Source organism: Sinorhizobium fredii (genome assembly GCF_002944405.1).
GTDB lineage: Bacteria > Pseudomonadota > Alphaproteobacteria > Rhizobiales > Rhizobiaceae > Sinorhizobium > Sinorhizobium fredii_C.
Map to the genome: position 1 here is coordinate 360,550 of NZ_CP024308.1, position 20,987 is coordinate 381,536.

Sequence of the window (20,987 nt, forward strand, 5' to 3'; positions counted from 1 at the left end):
TCTCGACCGGACCCTGAACGCCCATTGTAGAGTATTTCACTGCTTCACTGCTGGGTTGCCGCCCTTGAGTGCGGTTATTGTCGCAGGAGCATCATCTGAGCATTTTTAATTGTTGCTTTGATTTCTACGATGATCACAACGATCGCTTTAGCGGTGCACTTCAGTCCTCTCAGGGCGTGGCCGAACTGCACCTTCTCCGACGGAGGGAAACCCGCACATCGGCGGCTGGATCCGAGCGGCGCGTGCTTGCGGCGATCGCGAGGAGGCGGGACTGCGCTAGCTCCCGCGCCGCCTCTATTGATTCTTCATTGTGTCCAAGCGGCACATGGATCGGCCGCAGCGTATCCGTCCGGTGAGTGCCGAGGGCAACAGAAGGGAAGTATGTCTATGATCGCTACAATAGACTGCTCCAAATGATTATCCGGCAGAGAATGATAGCCCATTCTGCGTAGCCTATAAGAGTGGCTTGAAGAACACCGGAAATTAGAGCCTCCTAAAGGAATGCCGCCGCTATCCTCCCAGCCTGGAGCAGGTACAGAGTGGGGTGCGCTCTAATCCGAGAGATGGCTGACGACCTCGATGAATGAGGGGTGCCTTTGTGCGGACACGCGCGAGGGCAAATCAGCAATGGCAGCCATGAACAGCGCCATAAGCGGATTATTACAATCGCCGCAGCGATTGGATAGCCTGTCTGCAAACGATTTGCGATCGGCAGCAATCCGCATGTCCGATTTTTCGCTGGCAGCCTGCCGCTGCCAATTCCCCTCGACAGGCATGACAGCAGGTGCGCCTCGGCGCGTCCAGCGATCCACCCGGAGGACTAACACCGCGGTCGCCCGTTAAGGCCGGCCAAAGAGGGAGGAAAAACAATGGCTATCGTGATCACATCGACTGGCGTATTTGCCGTTCTCGACGAAACTGACGGCCTGCAGAACGCGACCGCTACGCCCGCCCCTCCATCGCCCTCGGGCGACGCCGACGACAACGACATTTTGAGCAGCAGCTTGCCGGCACCATTTTCGAGTCGGCTGACCTCCTACAGCCTGACAGTGGATGAGGCCGCACTGAGCGGGTACACCGGCGCCAACACCGGCGCAAACATCATCAACATCACCGGCGCCACGGCGTCTACCGACCTGGCGCTCACCGGCGCGAATGGGGCAGCGTTCCCGGATTATGAGACAGGCGCGACGTCCACCTTCAGCAGCGGTCTGTTCGCGGTGGCTGATGACGGGACCATCTCGGAAATCTTTCTCTTCACCGATCCGACCAACAATAACATCGTCTATGGCGTGGCCGGCGACAGCGGCGACGATCCGATTGTGTTCGCGGTCTATCTCGAAGAGGTAAAGACGTCCGGCATCACCACCGGAGCCAAGATGTGGAGCGTGCTTGCGGACGGCTACACGCTGGCACACACCACCGACGGCAGCTCCGTTGCCGCGCACGACGACTTTCTTGATCTGACGAACAAGCTGTTCGTCTCCGCCATCGCGGAGAATGACTTTTCCTTCGCAAATGCGCCTTCCGGCCAGAACCTCTTCATGATGTTCGGAAACACGACGCTGGCAATCCTCGTCACCGGCGAGGATCCGGCCAACCAGTCGGCCGGCCAGAATGTGTCGAATGACGGCGACACCGTCAATACCGGCCAGGGCGGCGGTGCCACGACGCTCGGCACCGAAGGTCAGCAGATCAAGGCCCAAAAGGCGTTGGTCGTCACCTTCGTGACCGGGGCCAATTCCAACTTCCTCGTTCCCGGTCTCACGCCGACCGAGGCAAACCTCGAGTCTAACATCGCCTTCAGCGGTTATGCCCAGGACGTTACCGGTGCCGCGATCACGATCTCGCAAATGACACCCGGAAGTGCCAGCACGACTGCGAGCGTGGAGCTTCAAGCCTTTCTCACGGCAGACACAAGCGGGACCGGCTATATCGACAATAATCCGCTCACGACGGGCGATGCGGCCGTCGCCATCGCGTCGGTGCAGGTCATCCGCGGCGGGGTCGACGTCACCGGCACCCTCGGTGTGAACGTCACGATAAGTGGCGGCATAGCCACGATCATGGGCGTGAAGGATGACGACATCATCCAGTACACGACCACCGGCGACCATAACCGCGTGCTGATCCGGAACGATCAGCCGGCAACGGGCCAAGGCAGCAACGTTGCCTTCGATCTCGGCGGCTTCACAATCACGCAGGTCTCGAGTGACGTCGAGGAGGTCGGCTCGAAGGTCAGGTTTGAGGATGATGGCCCGGATGCCGTGGCGAAGAACGTGGCGGGCCCGACGGCAACGCTCGACGAATCGCCGCTGCCGACCAGCGGCGACGGCGTGAATTCGGTGACGATCGCAGCGACGACGATCGCCGCGCTGTTCGAGACCCCTGATTTCGGCGAGGATGGCCAGGGAAGCGTGAGCTACACGCTGTCCGGCACCGCTGGCGCTCAGACCGGACTGTGGCTCACCGGGGAATCTGGGGCGGCCAACGAGATCCTGCTGGTCAAGGTCAGCGACACCCAGTGGGAGGGCCGCAAGGCTGGCGCGGGCGGCACGCTCGCCTTCACCGTGTCGATCAACGGCACGACCGGCGCCGTCACCGTCACCCGCAGCGCCGCCACGCTCGAGCACACGGTCGACGGCAGCAGTGCTGCGGCGCATGACGACGCCTTGACGATGGCGGCCACCGCCAACCTGTTCGTGGTGCAGCATGTTACCGACGGCGATGGCGACACCGACAGCGCCACCGCAACCAACCCGTTGACCATCAAGTTCGAGGATGACGGGCCGGATGCCGTGGCGAAGAACGTGGCAGGGCCGACGGCAACGCTCGACGAATCGCCGCTGCCAACGGCTGGCGACGGCGTGAATTCGGTGACAATAGCTGCGACGACGATCGCCGCGCTGTTCGAGACGCCGGACTTCGGCTCCGACGGCCAGGGCAGCGTGAGCTACACGCTGTCGGGCATCGACGGCGCGCAGACGGGGCTGTGGCTCACCGGCGAGTCCGGGGCGGCCAACGAGATCCTGCTGGTCAAAGTCAGCGACACCCAGTGGGAGGGCCGCAAGGCTGGCGCGGGCGGCACGCTCGCCTTCACCGTGTCGATCAACGGCACGACCGGCGCGGTCACCGTCACTCGCAGCAGCGCCACGCTCGAGCATACGGTCGACGGCAGCAGTGCGGCGGCGCATGACGACGCGCTTACGATGGCGGCCACCGCGAACCTGTTCGTGGTGCAGCATGTTACCGACGGCGATGGCGACACCGACAGCGCCACCGCAACCAACCCGTTGACCATCAAGTTCGAGGATGACGGGCCGGATGCCGTGGCGAAGAACGTGGCGGGCCCGACGGCAACGCTCGACGAATCGCCGCTGCCGACCAGCGGCGACGGCGTGAATTCGGTGACGATCGCAGCGACGACGATCGCCGCGCTGTTCGAGACCCCTGATTTCGGCGAGGATGGCCAGGGAAGCGTGAGCTACACGCTGTCGGGGACCGCTGGCGCTCAGACCGGACTGTGGCTCACCGGGGAATCTGGGGCGGCCAACGAGATCCTGCTGGTCAAGGTCAGCGACACCCAGTGGGAGGGCCGCAAGGCTGGCGCGGGCGGCACGCTCGCCTTCACCGTGTCGATCAACGGCACGACCGGCGCCGTCACCGTCACCCGCAGCGCCGCCACGCTCGAGCACACGGTCGACGGCAGCAGTGCTGCGGCGCATGACGACGCCTTGACGATGGCGGCCACCGCCAACCTGTTCGTAGTGCAGCACGTCACCGATGGCGATGGCGACACCGACAGCGCCACCGCAACCAATCCGTTGACGATCAAGTTCGAGGATGACGGGCCCGCTGTCACGGTCGACAACTCCAGCGGGACATACGACGCCGGGGCCCAGGGAACCTGGGACGACAATGATCCCGGCAGCGACGGGTTCGAGTCGCTGAGCGTGAACTTTGATAGCTATGAGATTGACGACGATGGTCTCGTCACCGTCGATGCTGCACTTATTAAGACGGGCGAATTCACGTTCACCGGGTCGATCACGGACGACTTCAACAGCGACGGCGCCGATGAGACAGTTGGCTTCACGCTGACCTTCGATCCGGTCAACGATACTTACGACCTCGATGTGACGACGCCGCCACCGACTACTAGAACCTTCGACACCTCGCAGGGATCGCTGAAAGCCGGTGGACCCGACGCAGTGCAGACGCTGCTGTTCGGCGGCAGCGAGGCGGGAGCCGACGACATCGTGTTCTTCGGCGTCGTCGCGACGGCGCCGATCCAAGGCGTGTCCTCACCCCCGACAAACGACATCGAAGATCTCGTTGTCGAGGGAGCCGGCGACCTGACGGAGGCGCAGATCGAGGGGCTGTTCCCGATCCCAAGCCTGATCAACCCGTCGACGCAGATGAACGTGTCGACCTCGGGCATCGGCATCAACAACAACAATCTCAACGGTGCGAGTGAGGGCGCCGGGACTGGAGCCTTTGCGGGCACCTCGATCACCTCGGGCGACGAGAGCTTCGTCGTCAACCCCGAGACGGTGGTAGACAAGGTGACGGTGTTCATCGACAACTCCGTCGGCGGCTATAACCCGGCCACCGAGGATCTCTATTTCACCGTCTATTATACCGACGGGACCATCCAGGCAGCGACGAAGGTGGCGGCCGGCATGCTGACCCCGGTCACCTCGGGCGTGGCGGCGGGCGGCTTTTCCTTCGAGATCGATGGTGGGGCCAAGCAAATCGACGCGGTCCAGCTCACCATGGGCCAGGGAACCATCAAGATCCCGGTGATCGCGTTCTCGGTCGAGCAGGTGTTCGACCCCGAAGCGCTGCAGCTCGACTTCACCGCGACCCTGTTCGACGGCGATGGCGACAGCAGTTCCGATTCGTTCTCGATCGATCTGATCGAGGCGGTTGTCTGACACGGCTGCGAGCCCGCCTCGGTAGGGTGGGCTCGCATCTTCCCAGCAAGGCTTCCAGTCGCGGAAGGTAATCGATGCCGCCGAGTACCAGCACCACCCGCCTCGCCGAGGTCATAAGCGCTATCCGCAGGCAGTTTCCGCTGCTGATCTTGCTGAGCTGCCTGCTCAACCTCTTGCTCCTCGTCAGCAGCATCTACATGCTGCAAGTCTATGACCGGGTGCTGTCGAGCGGGTCGCTGGACACGCTCCTGTGGTTGACGTTGATAGCGATTTTTGCCGTTGTCATTTACGGCGCGCTCGAGCAGGCAAGGCGGGTGGTCCTCGGCCGTGCGGCCGGCTGGCTCGACAGCGAGCTCAACGCGCCGATGCTGAAACGCGCCATGGAAGTGCGGCTCGCGGGCAAGGAAGGTCGCGCCGGCAGCCGCGACGTGACCGACCTCAGGTCCTTCTATGCGGGCGATGCAGTGCTCGCCTTACTCGACATGCCCTGGAGCGTCATCTTCCTCGCCTTCATCTGGGCTCTGCACCCTGCCTTGGGTGTGGTTGCCACCGGCGGCGCCGCCATCCTTCTCGGGCTCGCCTTGACAAACGATGCGCTGACACGGGACCGCCAGAAGCGCGTCACAGCCGTCACCAAGGCCCATCAGGAGAATGCCATGCGCTATGTCGATGGCGGCGAGACGATCCGACCTCTCGGCATGGCACAGGCTGTCTTCGACCGTTGGCGCCGCCGTCAGGCCGAAGTGGTGGCCGAACAGCAGCTCCTGGCCGATCGGACCACCACGATCCTTTCGATTTCGCGCAGCCTACGGCTCATCCTGCAGATTGCTATCTTGGCTGTTGGCGCCTATTTCGTCCTTCTCGGCGAGATGACCGCGGGCGCGATGATTGCAGGGTCCATCGTCATGGGCCGCGCGCTTGCGCCGATCGAACGGGCGACCGGTGCCTGGCGTTCCTTCGTCGCAGCAAGGAACGCCCATGCAAACCTGAAGGAACTCTTCGCCGGCACGTCAAACGGTGACCACGACCGCGTCACCCTCCCCCGTCCGAAAGGCGGGCTCGCCTTCGAGAACGTGTTCTATTTGCCTCCCGGCACACAGGAGCCTGTCCTCAGCGCCATCAGCTTCGCGATCCAACCGGGCGAAAACTGTGCAGTGGTCGGACCGTCCGGAGCCGGAAAATCGACGCTCTGTCGCCTCGCTGTCGGCGCCTGGAAACCGACCAAGGGTCACGTCCGCCTCGACGCGGCGGACGTTTTCGACTGGGACCCGGAGGAATTGGGCCCACATATCGGCTATTTGCCGCAGCAGGTCGAGCTTCTCCCGGGCACGGTGGCTCAGAACATCGCACGTTTCCGGGAGGTGGACAGCAACGCGCTGATCCGGGCAGCGGAAGTCGCCGGCGTTCACGAACTGATCCTGTCATTGCCGGACGGCTACGAAACCGAAATCGCACTGCACTCGCAGCGGATCTCACTGGGGCAGCGGCAGCGCCTCGGGCTGGCGCGCGCCCTGTACGGCGATCCGGCATTCGTCGTGTTGGACGAGCCGAATGCGAACATGGACGAAGCCGGAGACCGGGCTCTGATCGAAGCTCTGACGACGCTCAGGCAGCTCCGAACGACCGTGTTGATCGTCACGCACCGCGCTTCCGTGCTGAAGTGCGCCGACAAGGTCCTGGCACTTCATAGCGGCGCCGTTGCTGCCTTCGGCCCGCGCGAGCAGATGGTGCGGCAGGTACAGCCGGCGGGAACGGCGCCCGCAAGACCCCTGCAAGCTCCTCATCCAGAAGATCGAACACAGGTCGTCGGCCGCGAGAACCGCCTTTCCGCGGGGGAATGAAGCATGTCTGATATGCTGGATCTGATCAATTTTGCTGTGGTCTGGACGGAGACGCGGCTAGCCCGCGCCATGGAGGAGCTGCCGGCCGGTTACGCCGCGACGATCGCTACGATCCGTGACCGGTTGGCGCTTGCTGGCATTCCATTGAGCGACACAACCGTTGCACTCATCGTATCGGGGACTGCAGCGGTCGCCTTTTTCGTCCTTGCGCGCATGCTTCGCTTCAGCGTTCGACGTGGCGCCGAAAAGTCGCCGGATGCCCTCACGAACGCCACCCGGATGCCGCGACGTTTGGGGCTTCTGGCAATAATACTGTTCATCCTGGTGTTGGGCGGCTGGTCCGTGCTCGCCCCGCTGGCGAGCGCGTCGCTCGCCCCGGGGGTCGTCAGCCCCGACGGGTATCGCAAGACCATTCAGCACCTCGAAGGCGGGATTATTCGGTCGATTCACGTTCGCGAGGGTGATGTGGTCAAGATTGGAGATCCGCTGATTACCCTCGATGACATCAGGGCCAGGTCTCAAGACGCGGAAATACGGGAGCGGCTTCTGCACGTTTTGGCAACCGAGGCGCGACTGGAGGCCGAGCGGACCGACGCTGCCGAAATCAGCTTCCCGGACTTTCTCATTCACAACAGCAGCTCTGCCGGCCTACAGCGACTGATGGAAGGGCAGCGGCAACTATTCATCAGCCGGCGAGCAGCGCATCGAGGTCGCATCCAGATTCTGGAGGCACGAACTCGCCAACTCGAGGAGCAGAACGCGGGTCTCCGTGAGGTGATCGCCGCTGAAACCGAGCAGATCGCGCTGATTGACGAAGAAATAACGGCCGCGCAGGATCTTCTCGAAAAGCATTTGGAGCGCAAACCGCGAATATTGGCCCTCAAGCGGCATCGTGCCGACATCGCAGCCGCAAAGGCAGCGAACCGGTCGAAGATCGCCGAGAATGCACAGGCCGTTGGCGAGACGAGACTGCAATTGCTTACGATAGCCGAAGAGCGCCAGGAAAAGCTCGGTGCGGAGCTCGCCGAAATGCGCCGTATCCTGGCGGAGCTCAAAAGCCAGCTACCGACACGCGAGGACGTACTTGAGCGCACAGTCATTCGAGCTCCGCTTCCCGGCACTGTGATGAATCTGCGCGTCACGACGGAGAGAGGCGTCATAGATCCAGGACAGCCGCTCCTCGACCTGGTTCCAAATGACAGCGGAGTGGTCATCGACGCCCGGGTCCGACCGATCGACATCGAGCGCGTCAGGTCCGGCATGTCCGCCCGCGTAATCCTCACGGCTTATCGACAGCGGAACTTGCCGCTCATTCATGGCCGGCTGCGCTCGATCTCAGCGGATGCGATAGCCGATGAACGAGCGGGAACAACCTATTTCCTGGCGAAAGTGGTGGTCGCGCCTACCGACCTCGCAAAACTCGACGACGTGCACCTTATTCCGGGAATGCCGGCGGAGGTCATGCTCATGGACGGCGAACGGAGCCTCTTCGCATATCTTCTTGCCCCGATTATCGACAGCGGTCGGCGGAGCCTTATTGAGAACTAGCCTAGAAAGACTCGGCCACACTACAGGGAGGCCGCGAGATCTGGGTTCGGAGAGGTCCAGGATCCGATTTCGGCCCCAAAGCTGGCTTGAATCGTCAACTCGACTCCGACGGATGGGCGTAGTCTTTCCACACTCGCCCCGCAACCATTAGGGGGTAGCATGGACGGGATCTTTCACGCCGTTGTCGTAGGCGCCGGCTCAGCGGGACTCGGCGTCAGCTACTTCCTCAAGCAGCGAGCACTAGATCACCTGGTGCTCGAGCGCAACCGGATCGGCGAGACATGGCGGACCCAGCGATGGGAATCGTTTCGGCTAAATTCGCCGAGAATACGATCGCTGCTGCCCGGCGATGCCTACGATGGGCCAGACCCTTGGGGTGCGAGTACCCAGCATGATTTCGTCACCTATCTTGAAAGCTACGCCGACCGACATCGACTGCCGGTGAAAGCCAGAACTCCGGTCCACGAGGTGACGGGAGAGGATGGGCTATTCGAGGTGGCGACGCCGCAGGGTCGGTTCTCCGCGCGTAATTTGGTGATCGCCAGCGGCAGCCTGAATTGCCCAATGCGGCCGCATTGGTGGGGGCAACTGCCGCCGTCACTTTACCAACTTGATGCCTCCAACTATCGCAATGCCGCCGATCTGGAGGACGGTGCGGTTCTGGTGGTCGGCAGCGGTCAGTCGGGGGGACAAATTGCCGAGGACCTGGTGCTCGCCGGGCGCTCGGTTTTTCTGGCAACCAGCCGCGCCGGCCGCTTGGTGCGCCGTTATCGTGGCGGCGACATCTTCAATTGGATGACCCTGTCAGGCTATCTGGACGTGCCACGCGAAGAACTCGTTCTCCCTTCCGGGAAGCTGCCGCCACGAGCTTTGCTCGGCGCCACTCATACGATCAGCCTGCAATCACTGAGTGCCAAGGGCGTTGTGTTGCTGGGGCGGTTCATCGGCGCCGAAAAAAGCGCCCTGCTGTTCGGCAATGACCTAGACGATAACATTCGCTTTGCGGACGAGAGGTCAGCGGAGGTCAAGCGCTTTATTGACCGGTATATCGAACGCGCGGGGCTTAAGGCGCCGGCAGCCGAGGATGACCCTGCCGAGATGATAGAACGGTGCCTTCCTGATCCACCCATCCGCTCGATCGCCTTGACGACAAGCAACATCAGATCGGTCATCTGGTGCACCGGCTTCAAGGGGAATTTCCAATGGATCCAAATTCCCGGCGTTCTTGATGCGAGCGGACAGCCCATCCACAAGGACGGGATAGCGGCCGTTCCCGGGGTCTATTTTGCCGGTCTCGATTTCGCAACGACGCGCAAATCAGGCACCATACCAGGGGTTGCTGAAGAGGCCTTGCGTCTGGTGAACCACCTCACCCAGAGGGCAGATCATTCTGCATAGATGGATTTGCCCGAGGCGGGCATTTGCGTGCTCTTGTTCTGAAGAACAAAGACCTGACGCAGAAGCGGAGAGAAAGCGTCCCGCTCCATTCAGAAGTGCCATGAAACTTAGTATTGCTGCATAATGTTTTTCTCTCTTCTTTGCAGGAGGGTACGATGGAGAGTTCTCGCGATCCAACAGCCTTTCGTGAATTCGAACACACTGGGTGGGAAGCTGCCAGCCGAGGATACGACCAGCATTTTGCCCGCCTTACCTCGGAAACCGTGCCAACTCTATTGGCCGCCGCCCACGTTGCGAAGGGAATGCGCGTCCTCGACGTCTGCACCGGCCCGGGAATGCTCGCCCGAGCAGCGGTCGACTTGGGCGCGCAAGTCGTCGGTCTCGACTTCTCCGGCAAAGTCGTAGAAATCGCCCGGCGCAATGTGCCCGAGGCGGAGTTTCTGGAGGGTGACGCCCAAGCTTTGCCGTTTGACGCTGAAAACTTTGATGCCATCGTTTGCGGATACGGCATAATCCACGTTTCAGACCCCCGGTCCGCATTCTCCGAAATGCATCGTGTGCTGAAGCTAGGGGGATATCTCGCCGCTAGTGTTTGGCATGCGCCAGAACCGACCAACGGCTTTGGCCTGCTCTTCGGCGCAATTACGAAGCACGGCAACCTCGACGTACCCCTGCCCCACGGCCCCGATTTCTTTCAGTTCAGCGAGCCGGCGAAATTGAGGGCAGCATTCGAAGAATCCGGGTTTGTGGACGTGACCGTCGCGGGGGTGGATCAGACTTGGATAATGGACGATCCGTTCGGGATAATAACCGCGATCCTCGAAGGGGGTGTGCGCGCCCGTGGCCTTCTGATGGCCCAAACCGAGGCGGTGCGAAGCGACATCTCCACTACGGTTGCGAACGGCATAAAGCAGTTTCGCTCCGCCGACGGGAGCTATCGAATCCCGATGCCGGCCCTCGTGGGGTCAGGAAGGAAGTGATCTTTTCGCAACCGAGCGCAAGCTGAACCTCGAACTCCTCCGGACTTGCGTCGCTCGCCAAGCCGAGGCATCAGCTCCAAAGGAAAGGCCGTCCGCAGCACTCTGGAAAGCCATCGGCGACATCTGCGCCCTGTTCTGTCTCCAGCCGAATGCAGAAACTACTTCAACGCCGCAGAATATGGGTTCACTTGAACGTTCGTTGCTCTAGATCTGGAGGACCCTGACGCCGCAGCTCGATCGAAGGGTCGACCGTCGTGACTGACATATTCCGGGAATAGGTATCCCTGGACATCGTTCGCGATCCTCAGGGGAAGCGATCAACGCTCATCGACGTTAAACAAATATTTCTTTGCCGATCCTCCAAATTTCATCGTCGCGCTCTGGGAATAGCCAGATGCAAAAATCCTAATGAATTTGCAAACGGGAGTTCAATGAACAACGCCTAAAGTCGTCATTTCCTGAAATGGGGGCATCGATAGACATGATTGAAGTCTTAACTACGATGCAGCGTCTGCTAAAGGATGAGAGCGGCAACTTCGGCCTCATGACGGCTCTATTGGTTCCGGTGCTCTTCCTCGGCGGTTCGGTGGCGGTGAATATAGCGAACGCGGCCAGGGAAGCTTCCAAGATGCAAGATGCGCTAGATGCTGCGGCCATAAAGGCCGTGCGGTCCTACGGGGAAGGCGAGAGCGAGAACGCGGTGCGGATGGATGCGAACAGATTGTTTTTTGCCAACTTTCAAACGCCTTCTGCCGCCGATGGATACAATTCAGCCTCTCCTGAAAGACCTGCAGTGCAATTTACCTTCTCTGAGGTTGGCCAGGAGACAAGGGTTCAGGCCTTTTATGCGGCACAGTATAACCCGGTGTTCTGGGGCCTGGAGCCTTTCGAAATTAGTAAAATAAGCGTTGCCGCGCGACTGGCGGATAGGGAAGCTTGCATTTTAGCCCTGCATCCGACGGCCAGTCGCGCAATAGAGGTTAGCGGAAGTGCGGCGGTAGATACGTCAAACTGTACGATTACGTCGAACTCAGATGACACACAATCGATCTACCTGAGCGGGACAGCCACTCTCAGAGCTGAATGTCTTTACGCAACCGGCAAGGTGTATGCGGCCCTAGCTCATCTGGAGTTGGCTTGCCAGCAGGCCCGTGAGGGCGTTTCACGAACACCAGATCCCTTCAGGAAGAAAGCCGTGCCGACGGCGGGAAACTGGGTGAATCTGTCTGGTTGCGGTCAAGAGTTTGTAGGAAATGGGGGCGGCAATGGGGACTGCAACGGCACCGGCAAGACGCCGAGCAAGGTTCCGGATGCATACAGTGTTACGCTGAAACCAGGCACCTACGGGGAACTCGAGATCAAAGGAAAGGTAACCCTTCAGCCCGGTAATTACATCATCGACGGCGGTGTCCTGAAGTTCGCGAGCCAGTCGACAGTCAGTGGCGAGGGCGTGACATTCTTCCTTCTCAACGGCGCTGAGGTCGACCTTCATGGTGGCTCCGATTTTCGTGTGACAGCAGCCACAAGCGGTGAGTGGGCCGGCTTCGTAATCGTTTCAGGCCGGAACAATACGGAGCCGGCCGTGATCAACGGCAACAGCAACTCCTTGCTGAGCGGTATCATATACATGCCTGCATCCAAGGAGATCCAATATTCCGGCAATGGATCAAGCGGAGGCGAATGTGTGCGCATCATCGCTCAACAAATCACCATGATAGGCAACAGCGGATTTGCAATCGACTGTGAGAGCGAATTGGCTGACAACCAGATATTGAATCCGGGCGCTATCAGGCTCGTTCAGTGAATGGGCTTGTTGCGGCGCCCTCGGCGGCCATTATCGGTCCTCCAAATGATAGGGGGCGGTACGCGACCTGGCGCTGTTCAATCTCGCAATCGACAGCAAATTGTGAGCTTGTGATCTCGTGGCGATCTCAGTTGCCGATGTTGCGATTTCCGGAAGGGTGCGCGACCGGGCGATCATCATCCAACGGAAAACAGGTCGCCCAGTGCAATTCGAACTAACCGATCAAACGCGGGAGGCTGTCGGTGCCTGGATTGGACGTCGGAGGCTCGGTGAACGGGGTTACCTGTTTCCCAGCCGAGTTCATGCAAAGCCGCACCTGTCGACGCGGCAGTATGGCCGGGCGGCTGCGTTAGACCCGGCACCCCGTCCATGGCATTGGCAAGCCTTATTCCATCCCAGTGCACGGTCGTCTCCTGGTCGAGACCGTCTTCGACGACGAGGCGCACCGAGTCGCCCTGGCGGAGTCTGACAAGCGAGCCGGGCACCGTCCCGTTGTATGTCCAGACGTCCGTTTCCGGATGCTCGGGACCGGCAAGCCGTGCGCGGGCGGGTCCGGCTACGACCCGGTAGTCCTTGGGCGGCGCAGCCTGCGCACCGATGGCCGGCAGCGAGGCCGCCAGGAGAAGGCCTCCGCCGCTCCGGAGCAGCTCCGGCGCGACAATTCCATAGTCACATTCGATCCTTCCATTCATCGTGATCACGCGCAGCGCCTTGCTCGGCAAACGATGCACGCGTTCGTTTGCCCGGCTCGGCCGCTTGAGGGCGGCAGCCGGGTATCAGCCGATGTCGGAGGTTCGTGGCGGGTCGGGATCGGGAGGCAGGGTCCTGCCATTCAGAAAAAGATCGGGGGCGGCCATGAAGGCCAGGTTCTCCCCGGCTGGCAGGGCGGCCGCAAGCGGAAGCGGCGCGATGACGGGGGCGGCGCAGATGTTGCCGCAGGCCATAGCCTTCATGCCGCCGTCGCCGGGCTGGTCAGGGCAACCCTGGCAGTCGCCGTGGTCCGGCATTGCCATATCGGACATCGTCGCCATCCTGGCGGCCATGTCGCTTGCCTGGGCGACCGACAGGCCCATCCCCGCGGCGACGAACACCGCCAGAAGGACAAGGACAAGCTGTCGAACCGACCTGTGCTTCATGACGGAACAATCGCGCCGAACTTCCTCAAATACAAGCCAGGATGCGCCGCTCCGGCGGCCCGCGCCGTCAACAGTGCGTTATCCGGCGTGCACTGACGTTTCAGCGGAAGAACAGATACTTGATCAGGGCAGAAATCACGAGCGCGATCACCAGCAGCGCGAGGATTCCGACGCCGCCCATGCCCCACATCATGCTTCCGCCCATCATGTCGTCCATCATGGCATCGTCCCTTCATTCTGCCGCCTCTCTCATAAGCGCCGGCTCGGGTTCGATGGCGGCCGATCGGCTGCCGGAATTCTCCGACAGCCGCCAGCCCTTGACCAGCCCGTAGATGGCGGGGATCACCGCGAGCGTCAGGATCGTCGACGAGATCATGCCGCCGATCATCGGTACGGCGATCCGCTGCATGATTTCCGACCCGGTTCCGGTGCTCCAGAGGATCGGCACCAGCCCGGCCATGATCGCGACGACGGTCATCATCTTCGGCCGCACGCGCTCGACCGCTCCGACCATGATCGCCTTATGCAGATCGGCTCTCGTGAACGCACGCGCCTCCGCCAAACACGCCTCGCGCCTTTCTCTAAGGGCCTGGTCGAGATAGATCAGCATGATCACGCCCGTTTCGGCGGCGACCCCGGCAAGGGCGATGAAGCCCACGACCACAGCAACCGAAGCGTTGAAGCCCAGCCACCACATCAGCCATATGCCGCCGACAAGCGCGAACGGCAGAGAGAGCATGACGATCAGCGTTTCGGTCAGCGCCTTGAAGTTCAGGTAGAGCAAAAGGAATATCACCGCCAGCGTCAGCGGGACGACGATCGCCAGACGCGACTTCGCCCGTTCCAGATACTCGTGCTGGCCGCTCCAGCCGACCGAATAGCCGGCGGGCATGGCGACGCTCTTGGCAACGGCTTCCTTCGCCTCCGCGACATAGCCGCCGAGATCGCGGTTGGCGATATCGACGAAGACGTAGACGTGGCCGTTCTCGGTGCGGATCGTCGTCGCACCGCGCGTCAGCTTCACGTCCGCCACTTCGCCGAGCGGCACGCTGCCGCCACCCGGAAGCGCGACCTGGACGTCGCGGGCGATCGATTGCGGATCGCTGCGGAAGGCGCGCGGATAGCGCACCGCCACGCCGTAGCGCTCGCGCCCCTCGACCATCGAAGTGACCACCTCGGAACCGAGCGCCGTGCCGATCACGTCCTGCACGTCGTCGACACTGAGGCCATATCGCCCGAGCGCGATGCGGTCCGGAACGATGTCGAGATAGTATCCGCCGATGACGCGCTCGGCGTAGGCGCTCAACGTGCCGGGGACCGCCTTCAGGACGGTTTCGATGTCGCGGGCGATCCGTTCCATCTCCTTGAGGTCGGAGCCAAAGACCTTGACGCCGACCGCCGTGCGGATTCCGGTCGACAGCATGTCGATGCGAGCCCGGATCGGCATGGTCCAGGCGTTGGAGACGCCGGGAAACTGCAGTGCAGCGTCCATCTCCTGCTTCAGGCTGTCGATCGTCACGCCCGGCCGCCATTCGGACTTCGGCTTGAGCGTGATGATGGTCTCGAACATCTCCGTCGGCGCTGGATCGGTGGCGGTCAGCGCCCTGCCCGCCTTGCCAAACACCGTCTCGACCTCCGGAAACGACTTGATGATGCGGTCCTGCGTCTGCATCAGCTCGGCAGCCTTGGTCACGGACAGGCCGGGCAAGGTCGTCGGCATGTACATCAGCGTGCCTTCGTTGAGGCTCGGCATGAATTCGCTGCCGATCTGGCGGGCCGGCCACACCGTCACGGCCAAGGCAATGACCGCCAGGAAGATGGTGACCATCTTCGCTTTCAGGACTCCCGAGATGACCGGGCGGTAAACCCAGATCATGAAGCGATTGAGCGGGTTCCTGTGCTCCGGCACGATCCTGCCGCGGACGAACACGACCATCAGCGCCGGGACGAGCGTCACCGATAGGAGCGCGGCGGCCGCCATCGCGAATGTCTTGGTGAAGGCAAGCGGTCCGAACAGCCGTCCTTCCTGCGATTCCAGGGTGAAGATCGGCAGGAACGAAACGATCTGTTCGATTGGCTGTTGGATCAGCCGCAAGACATGGTGCTGTCGCTTCTGGCTTTCGGCGCGGCGCACTCTGTCAACGCGGTGGAGAAGAAGGACCGGAAGAAGGGCATCGAGCAGGCGAACCAGCTTGGCCGAGCGCTCAAGGTGAACATGCCAGATTGGTTTGAGACGACCGGCGACAGCTATTTCAAGCACGTCAACCGAACGACCATTGAACTTTCGGTGGCCGAGGCGAGAGGCAGCGAAGCGGAATTGTCGGTGAGAGCCGCCGCCAAAAAGTCCGAAGCTGTTGCGATCGCAGATCGCCTTGTTGCCGGAACCGGCTGGATACCCTCCCCGCTTCGTATAGCCCCCGCCGAGGCGGAACAGGAGCTTGGAGCCGAAAGGATCGCGGAAAACGAGCAGTTCCCCCAAGCGGCTGAGTGACATCAGTCGCGGGCCGGTCACGTTCCTCCCGTGTGATCGGCCCTCCCGCTTTCACGACCGTCGATGACCGTGGGCCAGGATCGACCTGGCCCACAATCATGTTGGGGGGAGGCCCGATTCCCCCTCCCCTCATATGTGGAACGGCCCGCTTGGCAAGGGCCACTCCTGTCTTTGAATCTATGGACCGATGCGGTCATATGTCCGGCCTGTTGCGCGGTCAAAACCGCTGGCCATGATGATATCCGCAGCACAAATCGCCTAATCAAACCCACGCGCTCCGATGCGCAAAGAGGGGAACGGTCTGATTTGCACCGGGATGACGCTCCTTCGATTCATCAACAGAAAGCACCCTGCCATGATCCGGCGGAATCGCCGGAAAAGTGTGTGACGTTATGGCTTCATCATCGCTGTGGGTGCACTGTATTGTTCACCCTTCATCATCAAGGCCCAAATGACCCTTGCCATCTTGTTCGCCATCGCCGTGGCGACAACCTTGAACGGACGCCGCTGCTGAAGGGCGGCCACCCACGGCGGCATTCCAAAGCCATTCCGCGAAAGCTTCAGGATTGCCATGGCACCGACGACCAATAGCGAGCGGAGCTGAGGATTTCCGCGTTTCGAGATCGAACCGAGTTTCTCCTTTCCGCCGCTCGAGCTGGACCTTGGTGTCAAGCCGATCCAGGCAGCGAAGTCCCTGCCGCGTCGAAAGCCCCCGGGATGGGGCACTGCCGCCCTCACTGTCGCTGCTGTGATCGGACCGACACCAGGAATTGCTGTCAGGCGCCGCGCGACTTCATCCTGCCTCACCGTGGCAACGATCTTGCGCTCCAGGGCGGCAATCTTCTCATTGAGGGTTTCGATCTGGTCTGCGATCTCGGCTAGCGCCTCTCTCGCCGTTGCCGGCAGCCTGTCGTCGGCATCGTCTCGTATGATCGCAATCAGCTTGCCGCAGCTCTTCGCGCCGGCCGCGGCAATTACCCCCAGCTGGGCCATGTGACCACGCAGGGCATTGATGGATTGTGTTCGTTGTCGCGTGAGCAAGTCGCGAGTTCTCAAGATGATCGCCGCGGCCTGCTCCTGCCGCCCTTTGACTGCAACGTACCGCATCGTTGGGCGGGTCACGGCTTCGCAGATCGCCTCGGCGTCCGCCGCATCCGTCTTATTCCGTTTGACATAAGCTTTCACATAGGCGGCTGGCATCAAGCGCACTGTGTGCCCCATTGCCCCAATCTCCTGAGCCCAATAGTGCGCACTTCCACACGCCTCCATACCCACGAGACAGGGCGGCAACCTTTCAAAGAAAGCCAAGACCTGCGATCGGCGTAAGGCGCGCCGAACTATCACATCTCCAACTGCATTCACGGCATGAACCTGGAACGTGTTCTTCGCCAGATCCAGTCCTACGGTTGCTATACCTTCCATGGCGTATGTCCCCTTCTTGATGCAGTCGCTTCGAGAACCAGCATAGTCATTTTCCGCGACGGCTCGGAGGGCCGTTCCACACCATCAAACTCCCCTTCCCGCCCGGGTGTTCTTGCGTTTCAGGAACCGTTTTGCATCAAATTGCTTCACACTTGGGGGCTCAAGCCGATGTTTTCAAAATCAGCAAAAATTCGGCAAACTCTTAGTAAGTAAGGGCGTTCTCGGTCTAACACAAGCCTTACAGGCTTTTGCGTGTAGCACGTTGTTGCACCCTTTTGGTTTATGAGGTTATTTTTCAAATGGCGGAATCACTCGTGATTCCGGCGCCCACGCATTCTGATCAAATTTCACGGAGATGACAGGCCCGACCAGAAAAGAAAAACCGCTCCCGAACAAGTCCGGAAGCGGGGGTCAAAGAGTAGATAAATAAGCCGAATCCTTTCTCGCAGACCCTCCCTTCCCTGTCAATTGCAAAAGCACCTTTTCGGTGAACGGCGAAGCTTTGCCTGGTCCCTAAGCGGAGACGAGAGAATACCCAAAGGCATCAGCGGCCGATCGGCCGCAGGATAACGCCGCAGCGTGCGCAATACCGGCGTCTGGCCGAGTCGGCGGAGATCGGAACCGTAACGCGTGCTCAATTGGCCGTGCTTGCGCAAAGCCTGACATGCACAGGGCTAATCAACGGGACCAAAAGCCACCTGTTGGTGGCGCTGATCAACACGACCCCCGCCGAATCGTTCGACAAGTCCGGCAGGCCGATCGTTTTCAAGTCCAACCAGCAACTGGCCTTTGAGATCGGCCGGTCGATCGGTCGCGTCAGCCGGATGCTGTCGCGCCTGTTCGACGCTGGTCTGATCACGATGCAGGACAGCGGCAACTATAAGCGCTATCCGATCCGCAACGGCGACGCCGAGATCACGGACGGTTGCGGGATCGACCTTCGAATCCTGATCGTTCGATGTGCCGAACTCGACGAGCTCGTGAGACAGGTTCGGGCTGAGAAGAAAGCTGCCGACGCTGCGCTGCGGCGCTATCGTGGGGCGCTTCGCAATGCCCGCTATGCCCTTTCGGCAGCAGCAGAGCTTTCCGGACAGATATTGGATCGCATCCGATCCCGCATTGAGCGCGTAAGCAACTTTGTCGGAGCTGCCGGTAAGGCCACCAGCGAGATCCTGCGCCGCGCAATCGCCATTTTGGAGTTGCTTGTGGAGCGGCTGATGCATCTCCCCCGCCGGTCTGCAAAGGTGTCGGAAACCAAGAATATGACATGCCCGCATGTCGAAAACGGCATGCACATACAGATTACAACCCCTCATCCCTTTGACGATAGTAGTAAGGAACGGCGTTCGGCTAACGCCGAACAACCTAATTCGCTTAAGGCTGGCTCCGCCAGCAAATGGGCTTTTGAAAAAAGCCTGAGGCGACGCCGGAGCGAAAGCAACCAGCCACGGCGCTTGCAGCAGGCAATGGTGGCATTGCAAGACGTGCTTAGGGCGGTGCCAGCGCTGAAGACCTACGGGTTTGCCCCCAGCAGTTGGGCCGACCTGGCGCGGGCCGTCCCGCTGATGTGTCGCTTTGCCGGGATCTCCGAGGATGCCCGCGCCCGCGCCGTCGAGCAGATGGGTGAGCAGCAAGCCGCCGTCGCGGTCGCCGTGACACTCGAGAAATACGACCGGCAGGACGTGACTTCGCCGGGAGGCTATTTGCGGGCCATGACGGACCGCGCTAGAGCGGGCGAATTGCATCTCGCCCGCTCTGTCTTCGGGCTCGCCGCCCGAAATTCCATGGAGGTCAGACATTGAGACGTAACGCTTTGCCGGCGCTATTAGCCACCCTAGTCATCTTACACGGTTCGGCGGAGGCCGCCGATTATTCCGGCCGTGCGCGTGTGATCGATGGCGACACCATCAGTATCAGGAATCAGCGGATCAGGATCGCAGCCATCGATGCTTGCGAGCGCGACCAGACCGGATTGAGAGATGGGAAGGTTTGGCGCTGTGGCGTCGCAGCCCGCAGCTATCTGGGAAAGATGGTCGACGGCCAGCATGTTCGCTGCAACATCATCGATCGGGATCAGTATCACCGCCTGGTGGGCCAGTGCTTCATTGGAGACGTCGATATCGGCCTTTCGATGGTGAAGGCAGGACTGGCGGAGGCAATGCTACGGTATCTGCCGGCAACCCACTCGATCAGCGAGGTCGAGTACGGCCAGGCCGAGAACCGCGCCCGCGATAATGGCTTTGGCATGTGGTCGGCCGAGATCGAGAGCCCGCACGTCTATCGTCGTTCCAAACCTTCCGGGAACCAATGACCTGCGAGATAGCCAATACGGAGCAGTGGCGCCGACGGCGCGCGAAGCATATTGCTCCAGTGTCGCCATTGGTAATCACCGGAAAACCTGTTGATCAGGTCGCGTCATTGCATCATATTGGCGCAGATTGTGCGGTTGGTACGTCGCTGACAAACGGGGAAACGTTGCCAAAACGGTTCAAGCCACACTCCTCCAAGGCGGTTGCTTGTGACGCTCGTTCGCACGTCGACGCGGTTTACGCAAAGCGGACGCCACAAAAATTTCCCCGCCTTCGGCTTCCTCGCGAAACAAATTTTTGGCGTCCTCTCGCCTCCTCCGCTCACGCTCCGGCCTACGGTGCGCACCGCTTTCCGCCGTGCCTTTGGAACGATCATCGCAACCACCAAAGAGGAGTGAAAGACATGAACATCACCAACTACATCCAGTTCGACGGCGACAACCTCGACACCGCAAAGGGCGCCGGCCTCATCTCCACTATCGACCGCGACATGGACATCAAGGTCGTGCCGTTCGAGTCCGACAATGAAAAGGCCCCGACGCACCGCGTCTACGCCAAATCACCGCGCGGCCATGACATCGAGGTCGGTGGCATCTGGAAGAAAGAGAACCAGGACGGCAAGCCGTACTACACCCTCTCGATCCGCAAGCTTCGCTACAACGCCAATCTCGGCCGGTTCCCCGGCCAGGACGATGCCTCCCTGCAGGCGATCATCGAATGGGAACCGCGCGATTAATCCGCTCACAGCGCCCGGCGAGTAGCTGGGCGCTCACCTTCGAAAGGCCGGAAGATCCGGCAAATTGCTGGATTTTCAGCATTTTTCCTGCTAGGGTGGCCCGTAATTGGAGATTTGCCGATGAACGTTCATTCCCGCCGTCCGGATCGTTCCCCGGAAGCCATCGAGAAGCGGCGCAAGGCCGCCGAGCAGGCGCGCGCTGCCAATATCCGGCAGGGCTACGTTCACGATCCTGTTCTCGAGGAGGCGACCGCGCGGTATGTCGCCGGCGACATCACCCGCGAGGAATACCGGCAGCTCATGATCGAGCCGCCTGTTAAATAACCTCCCGATCAACCTTCAAGAGCAGAAGGCCGCCAGAGCTTAGAGCTGGCGGCTTTTTGTT

14 protein-coding genes and 3 pseudogenes are annotated in these 20,987 nt (G+C 61.0%); 12 read left to right on the forward strand and 5 right to left on the reverse strand.

What is annotated here, in order from left to right; all coding sequences use genetic code 11:
* Window positions 1-551: 551 nt before the first annotated feature.
* The gene (locus NXT3_RS32220) at window positions 552-776 is read right to left on the reverse strand and encodes a hypothetical protein (protein WP_104840298.1); all 225 of its coding nucleotides are present in this window, start codon (window positions 774-776) and stop codon (window positions 552-554) included.
* Between the two features lie 93 nt (window positions 777-869).
* On the opposite strand from NXT3_RS32220, the gene NXT3_RS21115 reads away from it, so the two are divergent.
* From NXT3_RS21115 to NXT3_RS32585, 7 genes and pseudogenes are all read left to right on the forward strand, one after another.
* Entirely contained in the window at window positions 870-4,937 is a 4,068-nt protein-coding gene (locus tag NXT3_RS21115; protein WP_104840299.1) for a DUF5801 repeats-in-toxin domain-containing protein, read from the forward strand.
* A gap of 74 nt (window positions 4,938-5,011) precedes the next feature.
* Window positions 5,012-6,778 carry a type I secretion system permease/ATPase gene (locus tag NXT3_RS21120; protein WP_104840300.1) on the forward strand — a complete coding sequence of 589 codons (1,767 nt, stop codon included), beginning with the start codon at window positions 5,012-5,014 and terminating at the stop codon, window positions 6,776-6,778.
* Between the two features lie 3 nt (window positions 6,779-6,781).
* Window positions 6,782-8,326: an HlyD family type I secretion periplasmic adaptor subunit gene (locus NXT3_RS21125; RefSeq protein WP_104840301.1), complete on the forward strand. Its 1,545-nt coding sequence runs from the start codon at window positions 6,782-6,784 to the stop codon at window positions 8,324-8,326.
* Window positions 8,327-8,485: 159 nt separating this feature from the next.
* Window positions 8,486-9,724 carry a flavin-containing monooxygenase gene (locus NXT3_RS21130; protein ID WP_104840302.1) on the forward strand — a complete coding sequence of 413 codons (1,239 nt, stop codon included), beginning with the start codon at window positions 8,486-8,488 and terminating at the stop codon, window positions 9,722-9,724.
* Window positions 9,725-9,879: 155 nt separating this feature from the next.
* Window positions 9,880-10,704, forward strand: a complete 825-nt coding sequence (locus tag NXT3_RS21135) for a class I SAM-dependent methyltransferase (RefSeq protein ID WP_104840303.1) — start codon at window positions 9,880-9,882, stop codon at window positions 10,702-10,704.
* A 481-nt stretch (window positions 10,705-11,185) separates the two neighbouring features.
* Window positions 11,186-12,508, forward strand: a complete 1,323-nt coding sequence (locus NXT3_RS21140) for a TadE/TadG family type IV pilus assembly protein (RefSeq protein WP_104840349.1) — start codon at window positions 11,186-11,188, stop codon at window positions 12,506-12,508.
* A gap of 88 nt (window positions 12,509-12,596) precedes the next feature.
* A pseudogene (locus NXT3_RS32585) lies at window positions 12,597-12,848 on the forward strand (tyrosine-type recombinase/integrase); the annotation flags it as partial.
* A 58-nt stretch (window positions 12,849-12,906) separates the two neighbouring features.
* On the opposite strand, the pseudogene NXT3_RS21150 reads toward NXT3_RS32585, so the two are convergent.
* The 3 genes and pseudogenes from NXT3_RS21150 to NXT3_RS21165 all read right to left on the reverse strand — a co-directional run.
* Window positions 12,907-13,200, reverse strand: a pseudogene (locus NXT3_RS21150) (multicopper oxidase domain-containing protein); the annotation flags it as partial.
* 84 nt (window positions 13,201-13,284) lie between these two features.
* Window positions 13,285-13,644, reverse strand: a complete 360-nt coding sequence (locus tag NXT3_RS21155) for a hypothetical protein (protein WP_104840304.1) — start codon at window positions 13,642-13,644, stop codon at window positions 13,285-13,287.
* Window positions 13,645-13,876: 232 nt separating this feature from the next.
* Window positions 13,877-15,706: pseudogene (locus NXT3_RS21165) on the reverse strand (efflux RND transporter permease subunit); the annotation flags it as partial.
* Between the two features lie 18 nt (window positions 15,707-15,724).
* Here NXT3_RS21165 and NXT3_RS21170 point away from each other — a divergent pair.
* The gene (locus NXT3_RS21170) at window positions 15,725-16,135 is read left to right on the forward strand and encodes a hypothetical protein (protein WP_158665377.1); all 411 of its coding nucleotides are present in this window, start codon (window positions 15,725-15,727) and stop codon (window positions 16,133-16,135) included.
* Window positions 16,136-16,525: 390 nt separating this feature from the next.
* On the opposite strand, the gene NXT3_RS21175 is transcribed toward NXT3_RS21170, so the two are convergent.
* Window positions 16,526-17,557 carry an IS110 family RNA-guided transposase gene (locus NXT3_RS21175; RefSeq protein WP_104840307.1) on the reverse strand — a complete coding sequence of 344 codons (1,032 nt, stop codon included), beginning with the start codon at window positions 17,555-17,557 and terminating at the stop codon, window positions 16,526-16,528.
* Window positions 17,558-18,063: 506 nt separating this feature from the next.
* On the opposite strand from NXT3_RS21175, the gene repC reads away from it, so the two are divergent.
* The 4 genes from repC (at window position 18,064) to NXT3_RS21200 (ending at window position 20,926) form a co-directional block, all read left to right on the forward strand.
* Window positions 18,064-19,359 carry a plasmid replication protein RepC gene (gene repC / locus NXT3_RS21180; RefSeq protein ID WP_234828165.1) on the forward strand — a complete coding sequence of 432 codons (1,296 nt, stop codon included), beginning with the start codon at window positions 18,064-18,066 and terminating at the stop codon, window positions 19,357-19,359.
* 11 nt (window positions 19,360-19,370) lie between these two features.
* On the forward strand, window positions 19,371-19,868 hold the full coding sequence (locus tag NXT3_RS21185) for a thermonuclease family protein (RefSeq protein ID WP_104840309.1): 498 nt from the start codon (window positions 19,371-19,373) through the stop codon (window positions 19,866-19,868).
* 401 nt (window positions 19,869-20,269) lie between these two features.
* Window positions 20,270-20,602 carry a DUF736 family protein gene (locus NXT3_RS21195; RefSeq protein ID WP_027991192.1) on the forward strand — a complete coding sequence of 111 codons (333 nt, stop codon included), beginning with the start codon at window positions 20,270-20,272 and terminating at the stop codon, window positions 20,600-20,602.
* A 120-nt stretch (window positions 20,603-20,722) separates the two neighbouring features.
* Window positions 20,723-20,926, forward strand: a complete 204-nt coding sequence (locus NXT3_RS21200) for an antitoxin VbhA family protein (protein WP_104840311.1) — start codon at window positions 20,723-20,725, stop codon at window positions 20,924-20,926.
* Window positions 20,927-20,987: the final 61 nt, after the last annotated feature.